General features: G+C 38.4%; 15 protein-coding genes. 8 read left to right on the forward strand and 7 right to left on the reverse strand.

The annotated features are described in order from the left end of the window. Position 1 precedes the first annotated feature (1 nt). Positions 2-1018 (reverse strand): SPFH domain-containing protein, encoded by a 1017-nt coding sequence (locus AACU95_RS15540; protein ID WP_049201606.1) that lies wholly within the window; start codon positions 1016-1018, stop codon positions 2-4. Positions 1019-1170: 152 nt separating this feature from the next. Between AACU95_RS15540 and AACU95_RS15545 the strand changes: the two genes are divergently transcribed. Together AACU95_RS15545 and AACU95_RS15550 are read left to right on the forward strand one after the other, a co-directional pair. Next, on the forward strand, positions 1171-1884 hold the full coding sequence (locus tag AACU95_RS15545) for an NUDIX hydrolase (RefSeq protein ID WP_012368340.1): 714 nt from the start codon (positions 1171-1173) through the stop codon (positions 1882-1884). Positions 1885-1980: 96 nt separating this feature from the next. Then, on the forward strand, positions 1981-2388 hold the full coding sequence (locus tag AACU95_RS15550) for a TonB family protein (RefSeq protein ID WP_004249439.1): 408 nt from the start codon (positions 1981-1983) through the stop codon (positions 2386-2388). 134 nt (positions 2389-2522) lie between these two features. On the opposite strand, the gene AACU95_RS15555 is transcribed toward AACU95_RS15550, so the two are convergent. The 5 genes from AACU95_RS15555 to AACU95_RS15575 form a co-directional block, all read right to left on the reverse strand. Next, complete coding sequence (locus AACU95_RS15555; protein ID WP_004245615.1) at positions 2523-2990, reverse strand: hypothetical protein; 468 nt, start codon at positions 2988-2990, stop codon at positions 2523-2525. Positions 2991-3264: 274 nt separating this feature from the next. Continuing rightward, positions 3265-4209, reverse strand: a complete 945-nt coding sequence (locus AACU95_RS15560; protein WP_161737109.1) for an HpcH/HpaI aldolase/citrate lyase family protein — start codon at positions 4207-4209, stop codon at positions 3265-3267. Then, the gene (locus AACU95_RS15565) at positions 4209-5285 is read right to left on the reverse strand and encodes a cysteine protease StiP family protein (RefSeq protein WP_141192126.1); all 1077 of its coding nucleotides are present in this window, start codon (positions 5283-5285) and stop codon (positions 4209-4211) included. The genes AACU95_RS15560 and AACU95_RS15565 overlap by 1 nt, the downstream gene beginning before the upstream one ends. A 2-nt stretch (positions 5286-5287) precedes the next feature. After that, complete coding sequence (locus AACU95_RS15570; protein ID WP_141192127.1) at positions 5288-6058, reverse strand: HAD family hydrolase; 771 nt, start codon at positions 6056-6058, stop codon at positions 5288-5290. Next, the gene (locus AACU95_RS15575) at positions 6051-7196 is read right to left on the reverse strand and encodes a phosphoribosyltransferase domain-containing protein (protein WP_141192128.1); all 1146 of its coding nucleotides are present in this window, start codon (positions 7194-7196) and stop codon (positions 6051-6053) included. Before AACU95_RS15575 ends, AACU95_RS15570 begins: the two co-directional genes overlap by 8 nt. Positions 7197-7588: 392 nt before the next feature. Between AACU95_RS15575 and AACU95_RS15580 the strand changes: the two genes are divergently transcribed. From AACU95_RS15580 to AACU95_RS15605, 6 genes are all read left to right on the forward strand, one after another. Continuing rightward, positions 7589-8173 carry a TerD family protein gene (locus AACU95_RS15580; RefSeq protein ID WP_004245609.1) on the forward strand — a complete coding sequence of 195 codons (585 nt, stop codon included), beginning with the start codon at positions 7589-7591 and terminating at the stop codon, positions 8171-8173. After that, a complete protein-coding gene (locus tag AACU95_RS15585; protein ID WP_141192129.1) occupies positions 8174-9316 on the forward strand; it encodes a TerD family protein in 1143 nt (380 codons plus the stop codon). Positions 9317-9340: 24 nt separating this feature from the next. After that, complete coding sequence (locus tag AACU95_RS15590; RefSeq protein WP_004245607.1) at positions 9341-9796, forward strand: tellurite resistance TerB family protein; 456 nt, start codon at positions 9341-9343, stop codon at positions 9794-9796. Between the two features lie 34 nt (positions 9797-9830). Continuing rightward, positions 9831-10856, forward strand: a complete 1026-nt coding sequence (locus AACU95_RS15595) for a TerC/Alx family metal homeostasis membrane protein (protein WP_004245605.1) — start codon at positions 9831-9833, stop codon at positions 10854-10856. A gap of 67 nt (positions 10857-10923) precedes the next feature. Next, positions 10924-11502 (forward strand): tellurium resistance membrane protein TerD, encoded by a 579-nt coding sequence (terD, locus tag AACU95_RS15600; protein WP_004249446.1) that lies wholly within the window; start codon positions 10924-10926, stop codon positions 11500-11502. 76 nt (positions 11503-11578) lie between these two features. Continuing rightward, positions 11579-12154, forward strand: a complete 576-nt coding sequence (locus AACU95_RS15605) for a TerD family protein (RefSeq protein ID WP_004245603.1) — start codon at positions 11579-11581, stop codon at positions 12152-12154. Positions 12155-12250: 96 nt separating this feature from the next. Here AACU95_RS15605 and AACU95_RS15610 read toward each other — a convergent pair whose 3' ends face one another. Continuing rightward, positions 12251-12931: an HAD family hydrolase gene (locus AACU95_RS15610; RefSeq protein WP_012368337.1), complete on the reverse strand. Its 681-nt coding sequence runs from the start codon at positions 12929-12931 to the stop codon at positions 12251-12253. Positions 12932-13164 lie beyond the last annotated feature (233 nt).

Below are 13164 nucleotides of genomic sequence, written 5' to 3' on the forward strand. Positions count from 1 at the left end.
GTTATCCTCTTTTTTTCATAAATTGGCTAAATAAATCAGGAGTGATATTTAATTCACCAATTTTTCCTGAATTAAGCGCTAAAGTTTCAAATGCCATTGCCATTAATTGTTGTGAGTCCATTTTTGCTAGAGCCATTGCTTTGAGATTTTCAACGGGCAACTCACGGTAAGCTCGCATAGTTGCTTCAATTGCATAAGCATCAGCATCAGATTGTATGCGTTGATTTTCCGTACTTAACGCGACTAATTCTTTACGTTTTGCTTCGGCATTGACTTTGGCTTCAAGACGCTCTTTTTCTATTTCGGCTTGTTCACGTAATAGGGTACGTTCATTTTCTAAACGAGCTTCTTCAATTTCTTGTCGTTTACGCTGTATAGATAAGTCTGTTTCTAATTCAGCTTCTTTAATGGTGCGCTCTTGCTCTACTGAGAATTTACGACGTGCATAAATTGCATCATCAGCCTCTTTGAGTAAGGATTCCCGCGCCTCAGCTTCTAATGCTTTAAGTGTTTCGGGAGAGGGTGAGATGGCCGCGATAGAAACATCTAAAATAGTAATACCTAAGGCCTCTAAGGAAGGGTGTTCAGTAAGTTGTTTCATCACTAAAGTAACCAAGGATTGGCTAAGTTGTAGTGCTTCTCGTAAAGGGGTGCTTTGGATCTTGGCTTGGATCAGGGTTTGAGCAATACGCACCACGCGATCGTTGAGCTTTAGGGGATCTTCGCTGGCGTAAGATTTGCCATTCTTACTTAAATTAAAGTTGAGGACTTCAGCAGCTTTTTCAGGTGATGTGACTTGGAATGAAATTTGTCCTTGAATACGTAGTGCCTGAAAATCAGCAGTTTGGAAGTTAAAGATAAAAGGGGCTTCTTGTGCATTTAACGGCAGTGCTGCAATAGATGTTGTCGCCGAATTATACCAAAAACTTAAGCCTTTACCTTGTTGGCGCACTTTCCCGTTGACCGATTTAATAATAAATGTTGATGAGTCTGCTTTGAAATAATTTAAGTTAAACATAGTCTTCTCCAGTTAGTGTCTTTATGACATTAACTACATATTGTCTTATGGACACTATTGGTGTCAAGTCATTTAGTGTCTTTATGACAAAATTTGATTTTCATGTGTTTAACATTAAAATAAACTCATTATCTTTTTATAAAGTGCAGACCATGAACGAACAAAATTTTTTAGCAAATTACAATCGCCGTGATTTTCTATCGCCGCTTATTACTGTTGATTCAGTACTATTCACTTACCATGAAGGGCAGTTAAAAGTGCTCTTGGTGGAAAGAGCTAATCATCCTGAAAAAGGAAAATGGGGATTACCTGGTGGCTTTGTTGATGAAACACAAGACAACTGCCTAGAAGATACTGTGCTCAGAAAATTAAAAGAGAAAACAGGGGTGATCCCGCCGTATATTGAACAACTCTGCTCAGTGGGAAATAATCAGCGCGATGTAAGAGGTTGGTCTGTTACTGTATGTTACACGGCGTTAATTGCTCACCAAGCATGTAAAGCGCATATTGATAGTGTGGATCATGTGATGTGGTTACCTATTGATGAAGTAGCACAGAAAAATCTGGCATTTGATCATAATGAACTGATTGCGCAAGCGAGAGAGCGATTAAAGCAAAAATCGCTTTATTCTATTGTGCCGGGATTTGCGTTACCTGAAGTGTTTACTTTGCCTGAATTACAGCATGTGCATGAGATATTGATAGGTAAAGAGATCCAGAAAAAATCTTTTAGACGACGGATTGAACAAGCCGACTTATTAATTGATACCGGAGAAAAACGTGCTGAGAAGGGACGCCCTGCTAGTCTCTATCGACTTAAGAAGTCGTCTGCGGATTATCGTTTTATTCGTAATCTTGAATTTTAATATATAGAGTATTTTTTTAAAATCGCTATACTCTTTTTAAGTTAGCAAATTATCATTAGAATTATTAATGTCTTAAAAATTACTCTGATAACAATTATGAAAATAAAATTTATTCTTTTGGGGGTATTTGGCGGTATTCTTTTATTAAGTGGGTTTGTTGCTCATGCAATAAAAACGATACCTTTGGATATGCAAAAAGAAGCTACTGTAGTTTCTGTCGAAAAACCGAAAATAGTATCACGACAATTTCCTTATTATCCTACAGGCGCTAAAACCGCTAATATTGAAGGCGATGTAGAGGTTAGGTTTGATGTGGATAAAAATGGTAACGTACAAAATATTAGGATATCAGATGATCCTATTGCAGCGATATTTGCTCCTTCTGTTTCACTGGCGATGAAGCATTGGCGATACGAATCAGGTAAACCGGCTAAAGATTTAAAAGTGGTTATACAATTCAGATTAGAAAATGTGAAACATAACGGATTTAATCAATCACATTAAATGAATAAAATAAATAACGTATAAACATTATTTTACCATTAGGGGGAATGACAATTATCCGTACAGGGTTATTGAAAAATATCAATGAAATAACTCGATATTAAATACCAAGTTATTTCATATAATTACCCTATTTATTTTTTATCTTGGAGAGCAACTTGAATTAAATGTTCTACATAATTATCAACAAGAAACTCAACCGTCTGACTTCGGGTTGTACTTCTTAAAAACGAAAGTTTATCTATTTTCCGTAGTGCTGACATTTTTAAAGATAGTGATACTGATTTTTTCTTATCTTTATCTAAATAAACACGACTCGTTGTGCCACTATGTTGTAGTTCTTCATTCGAAGATAATGCCTCTCGCATACGACGTAATGTTTTATTATCAAGCTGACCTCGTTCAGTCATTTGATACGATCTGGATGATTTACTGTACTTAATTTCAGCACTATAAGACTCTCTTATTTCTTTTAAAACACGGGTGAGCGTTGGCTCCGAGCATTCAAGAGCAGAAATAATCTTAATCGTGGGGACTTTTTTCCCTGTACTTAAAAGTATAGCCAGCTTAAAAACTCTGATTTGGCGAGAGCTCAATTGCATGTTTGGTTACCACGTATCTGTCAATTGTGTGTTAAGAAATTAGACCCAGCTTTTATTGTGTCTGTATTATTTTTCTACAAGTATATCTGAAATAATGTCAAATATTAAAGATTTTATAAAATAACAACCGAAATAAAAATATTGTTAAATAATATGTTAAAGTTTTATAAATAGAAGTTCTAGTTAAAGATATTATTCTTTAACTAGAGACTAAGTTTAAAATATTAATAAATAAAAAAATGCTTATAGTAAATATAAAAACGAATATTTAAACTTATGGTGTATTAAATCGTTGAACACTATTTTTTGAATTGGGAATAATGCCATACAGTTTTGCTCTAGTTAAAATACTTAATGCCCAACGGCGATGTGTTGCCGGTTCACACATGGCACCATGAGATTTAAATACGGCTTGTGTTGAATTTAAGATGCGCAACGCATCGGAATGATCAGACTGAGATACCATTAATGCCTGTTCTATTTTGTCTATCTGCTTGGGATGAATAGCGGTTTTGCCCACTAAACCATTGGCAATATCGAGGGCTAATTCTCTATCCATAATTTGTTGATCATCAATATGCTCACAAACAGGAGCGGTAAGCGCAAACTGACGAGCACCAAATACAGCAACCAACATTTTTATCACGTATCCCATAGGTCCATTATAGAGTGTTAAATGGCGATTACGTCTAAGAGAAATAACATTCATTAAATCATTTCCACCGATACGTAAGGCAATAATTCTCTTATGGCAAGGGTGAGCTAGTAGCAAGTCTGCCAGTGAGGTCATTTGAAGAACGTCGAACACTTCTTCTGTTTCCAATGTTGGCATCATACATAAATGGGTGGGTTTGATGATACGCCACCAAAGGGGTAATGAAGCTTGGGTAAATTTAGGTAATACTAAGCCGTCAATCACGGTTAAATCTACATGCTCAACCAGCCATTGCGCCATTTCTGTATGGCGGGGGCGTATAAATAGCAACGGCCATTCAGTACAATCATGATGCTTTTTATAGTCTGATAATGTGGTTAATAATGTTGCTAGATTTTGTAATGCTTGTGGAATATCAGTATCACTGACGGCATCTTCTAAACAAATAATTAATGAACGTAATCCATCAATTTTTTGATCAATAATTGTTGCGGCGATATCGGTTCGTGTTGCGGGCATATACAGCGTTGCCCCTAAATTCCAAGGGGATAATCGTTCAATCATTATTGCACCTTTTTAATGATAGTAACGGCACGATATTGTCCTAATGCTTTACCTGCCTCGGTTACAGTAATATTTTTTTGTTTAGCAAGATAAATCAGTAATGCAACATCAGGATCTGCAATTTCTTTTACCAGAATATGCTCAGGTACACGGCGTAAAACGGCGCGAGTTGCTTCAGCAATACCGGGTTTTATACGATTGATATTTGAAATGTCATATTTGTTGGCAAGTAAACTAACGACATTTTCGCTCAGTTTTTTTAAGTCTGACGGTTGATGTTTAAATGTGGCGAGTGGAATATCGTTATCTATTAAGGCGTCAACTATTTTTCCCGCAGTATCAACAAGATAGCGACTACATTCATATTGTTTTAAATGTTGGCAATCGACAAAACCATGGAAGCCTTGCTCTGTCCAAATTGAACGTGAAATTAATCCTGAAACGGGCGCTCCCATAATCCCAAAAGGGATTAGCCAATCTTCATCACTGGCACTTAACCAAGCGCAACCACAAGGATCAGCAAGGACGACAAGATGGGGTTGTGCAGGAAAACCTTCACGTCCCGCCAATGAACGAATTAACTCATTTGTGATAGCGCCTTTTCCTGTCCACCCATCAACAAATACAATACCTTCTGTCCCATGGCGTTGCTCAATCCATGAAAGCGCTTCGTTATCAATACCCCTATCACGAATAATGCTAATACCATAGTGATAAGACGTTTTTCCCATTTTGCGCAAGGTCTGTTGTAACATCACGCCAAGTGGAACACCCGCACGCACAAGACTTGTCAGAATAATAGGGGTGTCACCAAAATGCGCAATAAGTGATTTTGCTAGCATAATTACTTGTGTTGCTAAACGTGTTGCGCCAGCAGCCAGTGCTTTTTCAAACAGTTCAAGATGCCAGGTTGTGGGTTCTGGCTCTTGGCTTAACATATCAGAATAGTGACGTTTACCAGACTGTATAAGTTCTTCTTTTAACTCAACAGGTGTCATTTCAATCTTGACGGGTTGCAGTAAAAAATCAACATCACCCAGTAGATAAGAGCCTGAAAAAGGCTGATGATCCATCATGTTTATTCTCCAAAAATTTTTGTGTTGATCGCATTCGCGAATTGGCTTTGGCGGGGGATAGCATACCAATTGCATAATTTCATAAAGCGATGATCACTTAGGCTATCGCCGAAACCAATTACAGGAAAAACGCCACGTTCTGCTTTTAATTTATTAAGCAAATAAGTGACGGCTTTACCTTTTTCAATTGGCTCAGGTAACCAAGCAATATTGTTACTGTTACGATGAATATAAAAACCTTTGGTTGAGAATATTTTTTCTATCTCATCACCGATAGCATATAGCTCATCTAATCGAGCGCTATCGTTATGCTTCATCACTAAATAAACGGGTAAATCATCATATTCATAGTTAATTCTCGCCCAACCATCAATATTACGTTCAGCCATTAATTGGGTAATAGATTGCTGTAACCTAAGTAAAGGTTGCTTATAAGGTGTTAAGCTTTGTGTGATATGGTGTTGCCATTGTTCATCTGTGACTTTTTCTGGGGTTAAGACAACAGCACCGTGTGTGGTAATAGCCCATGAATGAAAAGGAATAGTGACACGGCTCATTTCTTCCGTTCCACGTGCTGTGACTGGAATTAAATCAGCATGTTCTAGCATCCAATCAACCAGCATAGCTTGCTCTTGAGTCATAAAGCTACGTGGCGCTAAACTTCTATCCAACGCACCAGTTTTATAGGGTGCAAGCGCTAACTCATCCACCATTTTGCGACGAGTTTGAAATAAGGTATCGTCAAGATCGGCTAAAATAACAGGGTTAGTCATAGCTAATTACTTCAACAATAGGGGCAACTTTATAGAGAGCCTTAATAAGTTGACTATCAATACTTTCGGCAGGGGTTTCACAACAAAGCAGAATGCGATCAAATTGCTGATGAGCCACGTTATAGACAAAGTTAGGAATGCCTAATCCGTAATTGTCAGTAAAAGTTATCGCTGATTGGATAGCAAAATTAGTGGCAATAGGTGAGCGAGTCGTCGAGCTATATTTTACAATAGCCCCTTGTTTTTCTAAGCGTTCTGCTAATAAAAAGGGTTCCCAGACAAATTCACCAGAGCCTAAAACCAATATTTTTTCACCCTCAGAAACATGAATAAATAGGCCAAGATCATTAGCAGGGGTTGTCATGCCTAAGCGTCCCCAGCTTTGTTTTCCTGTGATAGCAACCTGTCCTGAAGCAGTAATATTGACATTTGGCATAACAGGTAATGGTGCATCGGGATTGGCTTGCCATTGCCATTTTCCCTGCACTAAAGAGAAGGTTGTTATGGGTAATGGTGAACGCTTTTGCAGAGCATCACCACTCCAATCGGTTAATGTGACAGCAATAATCTGCTTAATTTGTGTTAACTTACCTTCTTCACGTAATGCAGACAGCAAGTTAAGAAAGGTATTACCTGTGGTTGCTTCATCATCAATTAACACAATGGTTTTCGCTTGCTGGATCCATTGGCGTTGTTCTAGGTTATGAGGCAAATAAAGTAGGTGATCAGTTGCATGGCTGTGATTTTCTTTAAATTTACAGAATAATTCACCATCAGCAATAGGATGGCGCGTTGAAGTAAGGTAGAGGGCTTGAGGATAGCGACCTCTTACTTCATCAAAAATTCCCGCACCTAAACCGACCGCAGTTTCTGCCATACCAATAAAAAGAATAGGGCCTTCGAGTGATTGAGGAAATTGTTTGGCCATTTGTTGATAAGTTTCACGCATTTTCTTCGGTGAAACAGGAATATGGCGCCCTAATACTTTACTGACAAACAAAAAAGCGCGCTTAGGGTTGCGTCTTTCCGCAATATCAAAAAGTTCATCAAGATGTTCTAATGAGCAATTTGGCGTTACGCTTAATGTGCCACAAGTGAGTTGGCGACGATAAACAGAAGAGCCAATCAAACTATTCATTATTCTTTATTATCCGTACTAATTAGTTTTTTAAGTGCATTTATCTGGGTATAAGCTAAGCCGTGTTGAACATAACGTCACATACTGTGAATGTTTAAGCTAAAACCTGTTTTCTCATCATGAAGTTTCTATTCAATCATGTCAATCATAATGTGATCTATTTTACTTTAATTTAAAATAATTAGGTTAATGCGGTATTTTTTGTTTTTAACTTAAGTTTTAATTGTGTTTATCTATAAAAATTTCTTTTATTTCAATACGTTTACAATCTCTTGAAGTAAGTTGATAAAAATAGACTTGCCGAACTACTTCATCATGATATGATGATTTATAATTTGTATTTATATGCAAGTGATATTGTTGTTTCATTCTACCTTTGAAGGGAGTTAATTATGGTTTCATTACGCAAGGATCAGACAGTCTCTCTCAGTAAACAAGCCCCTGCACTGAGTCACCTAATGTTTGGTTTAGGCTGGGATCCTATTAAGAAAAAGGGATTTCTCGGTGGACTCTTTGGTGGTAATAATTCGATAGATTTAGATGCAAGTTGTGTATTACTCGATGTAAATGGTAAACAAATCGATACTATTTGGTTTCGTAAACTAAAATCAACTTGTCAGTCCGTTATTCACTCAGGAGATAACTTAACAGGAGAGGGTGATGGTGATGATGAAACTATTTTTGTTGATTTAAATCGTCTTCCTTCATTGGTTGAATATTTGGTTTTCACTGTCAATAGTTTCCGTGGGCAGACTTTTAATGAAGTTGAAAATGCGTTTTGTCGAGTTGTCGATAAAACAACCAATAAAGAGCTTGCTCATTACAAATTAACGGAACAAGGCGCTCATACTGGGATCGTGATTGCCGCTTTACAACGTAATCACGGACAATGGGATTTCACGGCTTTTGGCTCACCTTGTAAAGGGCTTGTCATTGACGAGATGATGCCAGATATTTTGGCGACGGTGGTGCGATAAATGACCCTAACACCTGGCGGAAATATATCCGTACCTGATCAAACGTTAATGGTGCGTATTCACTCAGGCTCACCTGTTGATGTATCTGCATTTAGGCTTTATGCCTCAGGAAAAGTGAACGGTGATGCTGATATGGTGTTTTATGGTCAAACCACCAATGATGACCGTACTATTATTTATGCAACAGCAGGTAATAGCACGTCGTTTACGGTTGACTTAACTCGCTTACGTCCTGATGTCGATAGAATTGCTTTTACAGCTACTTGTGAGGGGCAACAAACCATTGCTCATCTACAACATTTGTCTATTCAAGTTGATGCTAACAATAATGTCGTTGCGAACGGCCATGTTGATATCAATGGACGCACTGAAGCGGCATTAATTTTAGGTGAGCTATACCGTCGCAATGGAAGCTGGAAATTTCGGTTTATTGCACAAGGATTTAACGGTGGATTAAAACCATTGGCGGAATATTTTGGTGTTGATATTGCTGATCCTGAACCAGCACCAGCACCAGCACCGAGCTCAGTGAACTTAAGCAAGGTTTCGCTAACTAAAGAGAAACCTGCAATTAGCTTAACTAAAAAGGATGATTTCGGCAAAATCCGCATTAACCTCGATTGGCATCGAGAAAGTAAAAGCGGTGGTTCCGGGTTATTAGGTGGATTATTTGGTGGTAACAAAGGTATTGATTTAGATATTGGCGCCTTTGTTGAACTACAAGATGGTTATAAGTCAGTGATCCAAGCCTTAGGAAATGGATTCGGTGATTTTAATCGCATGCCTTATGTTGAGTTACAAGGTGATGATCGCACTGGTGATGTAGCGGGTGGCGAGTGGATTTTTATCAATGGACGTGAATGGAAAAATATCAAGCAAGTGCTTATTTTTACTTTTATTTATGAAGGGGTTCCTAACTGGAGTCAAACAGATGGTGTGGTCACTATTCATGTTCCCGAGCAACCACCTATCGAAACACGTTTAACGGATGGTAATAATGGTCGAGCTATGTGTGCCATCGCACGACTTGTTAATGAAAACGGATCAATCAAAGTTGAACGTCTCAATGAATTTTTTAAAGGCCATCGCGATATGGATAATGCCTACGGATGGGGATTTCGCTGGACTGCTGGATCTAAGTGAATACACGAAATAAGGAGAATAAAAATGAGTTTTTTCAATAAATTAAAAGAAGGTTTTAATTCCGGGCGAGCGGAGTTAACTAAGCAAGTCAGTCGTTTTAAAAACAAAAAATTTATGCAAGGTACGGTCGCAGTTTGTGCTCGTATCGCTATTGCCAGCGATGGTGTGAGTTCTGAAGAAAAGCAGAAGATGCTCGGTTTTTTAAAAGCATCAGAAGAGCTTAAAGTCTTTGATACCTCCGAGGTGATCGAATTCTTTAATAAGCTAATTAGCAGTTTTGAATTTGATACTGAAGTCGGTAAAGGTGAAACGATGAAGTATATTCTGGCAATGAAAGATCAGCCAGAAGCTGCACAATTAGCGATCCGTGTCGGTATTGCTGTTGCGAAAAGTGATGGTGATTTTGACAATGACGAAAAAGAGGCGGTGCGTGCTATTGCCGTTGCATTAGGCTTTGAGCCCGCAGAGTTTGATTTGTAATTAATTTTATATAGGGAACCGTTTAGGAATAATTATGGTATCCACACATATTGGTTTTCCGACAGAAACTGTCATTGTTTTTGTTGTACTTGCGATAGGCGCTATTTTTATCGATTTATTTATGCATCGTGCAGATAAGCCGATAACGTTAAAGAATGCTGTTTTTTGGTCAATATTCTGGGTAGTCGTTGCCATGGCATTCGCGGGTTTTTTATACGTCCACCATGGTGCAGAAGTTGCAAGCTTATTCGTGACGGGTTATGCATTAGAGAAAGTACTGTCTGTCGATAACCTATTTGTCATGATGGCGATTTTCTCTTGGTTTGCGGTTCCTGATCGTTTCCGTCACCGCATTCTGTATTGGGGGATCATTGGTGCCATTGTATTCCGTGCGATCTTTGTTGCTATTGGTACCGGCTTATTAAGTTTAGGGCCTTACGTTGAGATAGTCTTTGCTCTGATTGTTGCTTGGACAGCCGTAATGATGCTGAGAAGTGGGAATGATAGTGAAGAAATTGAAGACTATTCACAGCATCTTGCTTATCGCTTAGTAAAACGATTTTTCCCTATATGGCCAAAAATTACTGGACATGCCTTCTTATTAACACAAAAAGAGGTTGATGTAGAGTTAGCAAAACCGGAAAACAAAGACATAACTATCGGGCGAGGTACAAAAGCTGCGTTATATGCGACACCGCTTATGTTGTGTGTGGCGGTGGTAGAGCTTTCTGATGTGATGTTTGCTTTCGATTCGGTGCCTGCAATCATTGCCGTTAGTCGTGAGCCACTGATTGTTTATAGTGCAATGATGTTCGCTATTTTGGGCTTACGTACTCTCTACTTTGTGTTAGAGGCATTAAAACAGTATCTGATTCACCTTGAAAAAGCGGTTATTGCATTGCTGTTCTTTATTGCTGTAAAGCTGGGGCTTAATGCAACAGATCATATTTGGCAGCATGGATATAGCATTTCCGCGACAACCAGCCTATTCGTAGTGCTTGGTGTTCTTGCTCTGGGTATTCTGGCAAGTTTTGTATTCCCAGAAAAAAAGAATAAATAAGGTAAATAATGATAACCGATATTCTTGGGAAATTAGAATATCGCAACATAAATTGAAGAGGTTGAAGATGAGCGTTTCTCTTTCTAAAGGTGGTAATGTTTCTTTAAGCAAAGCAGCCCCAACGATGAAAAACGTCCTAGTCGGACTTGGTTGGGATGCCCGTTCTACAGATGGTCAAGATTTTGACTTAGATGCATCTGCATTTCTGTTAGCCGCTAATGGAAAAGTACGTAGCGATGCCGATTTCATTTTTTATAACAACTTAAGATCTGCCGACGGCTCTGTTGTTCACACTGGTGATAACCGAACAGGTGAAGGTGATGGTGATGATGAAGCACTAAAAATCAAACTAGATACCATCCCCAGTGATGTCGAAAAAATTATCTTTGTAGTGACTATCCATGAAGCGCAAGCGCGTCGTCAAAGCTTTGGTCAGGTATCTGGTGCGTTTATTCGTTTAGTTAATGATGACAACCAAATTGAAGTTGCTCGTTATGATTTAACGGAAGATGCATCAACGGAAACGGCGATGTTATTTGGTGAGTTATATCGTCATAACGGTGAGTGGAAATTCCGTGCTGTAGGCCAAGGATATGCAGGGGGCTTAGGCTCAGTATGTGCGCAATATGGTATTAACGCCTCTTAATCGTATGTTATGAAATCACAAATTACTGGCAGTTATTCCTAATTGTCAGTTTATTCAACACAGTAGGAGCTTTGATATGGCTGTTTCCCTTGTTAAAGGTGGTAATGTTTCGCTAACTAAAGAAGCACCAACCATGACGGTGGCTATGGTTGGTTTAGGATGGGATGCCCGCGTGACAGATGGCGCTGAGTTTGATTTAGATGCGTCAGTATTCATGGTCGGTGAAGATGGAAAAGTGCTTTCAGATGCAAGTTTTATCTTCTTTAATAATAAAGTGAGCCAATGTGGTAGTGTTGAACACCAAGGCGATAATCGTACTGGAGAAGGCGAAGGTGATGATGAACAAGTCAAAATCACTTTATCCAAAGTTCCTGCTGAAGTGAAAAAACTGGTTTTTGCTGTCACTATTTACGATGCTGAAAACCGCAAACAAAACTTTGGTATGGTGAGCAACAGTTTTATGCGCGTTTATAATAACGACAATAACACTGAAATTGCACGTTTTGATCTTTCTGAAGATGCCTCTACGGAGACGGCGATGATCTTTGGTGAACTCTATCGTCATGGTTCAGATTGGAAATTTAAAGCAGTAGGCCAAGGTTTTGCGGGTGGTTTAGGCGCACTAGCCGCACAACATGGCGTCAATATTTAATCTTTCGCTAATAAAAGCGCCAAGATGACTAGATAAATAGTTAGTTTATGGATAAAGCGGGAAAATACGTTTCCCGCTTTATTTTTATATAAACACTTATGAGTCTTTTTTAAGCGTTATTTTAATAGGTGATTTTTTTGACTTATTACTTCCTGTGTGGAAATAGCGCCAATGTGGATCTTGTGCAGCATAGAGTAATTCATGATCACCACGTGAATCGCCCCACGCCCTTAAGTGGTATTGAGTAAGATCGCCATAGACACGCTCTAATCGTTTGATTTTTTCGCCACAACGGCAGTTATTGCCAATGATTTTTCCTGTCAGCACACCATCAACCACTTCAAGTGTTGTTCCTATTAACTTTATACCAAGTCGATCCGCAAAAGGTTGCAACACCATAGCTGGAGAAGCTGAACAAATGGTCACTTCAGCATGACGGTTAATCTCTTCAGCAACGGCTAATAAACCTGCAGGACGCATTAACTTACTCCAGTAAGCTTTACAAAAGGCTTCGGCTTTTTCTTTGAGCCATTCTTCTTTGATATCGGTTAAAAAAGTTTTAATCAGCACTTCTTTTAATTCATCACGAGTCAGTTTACGTCTAAAACAACGTAATGTGGGGAATACCATTTTGATAATACGACGAGCAAATTTACGACGCCCAAAGGCAAACTTTAGAAAAGGGATAAAGCTATCGTGATAGGTTAAAGTACCATCAAAATCAAACACTGATAATGTTTTTACGGTGTTTTTTGCGTTTTCAAATTGTGGTTGCATAAATATTGAGCTCCGTAAATCATCAGAGTTTATGAGGTAAAGCGCCTATTATATCATTGTTCTCAAAATGAGATAGTATCATCAGTATCTTATTGAAAAAATAAGGTTTTTATTTTTAATCGTTGATGATATTAGTCATATAAAATGAAAATTGATATTGAGCATAAAGAAGAATGCACTAATTGATAGCGAATTATGTTTTAAAAGAATTGGTTTGTTTTATTTTATAATAT

It is taken from the genome of Proteus sp. G4415 (assembly GCF_963896075.1).
GTDB lineage: Bacteria > Pseudomonadota > Gammaproteobacteria > Enterobacterales > Enterobacteriaceae > Proteus > Proteus mirabilis.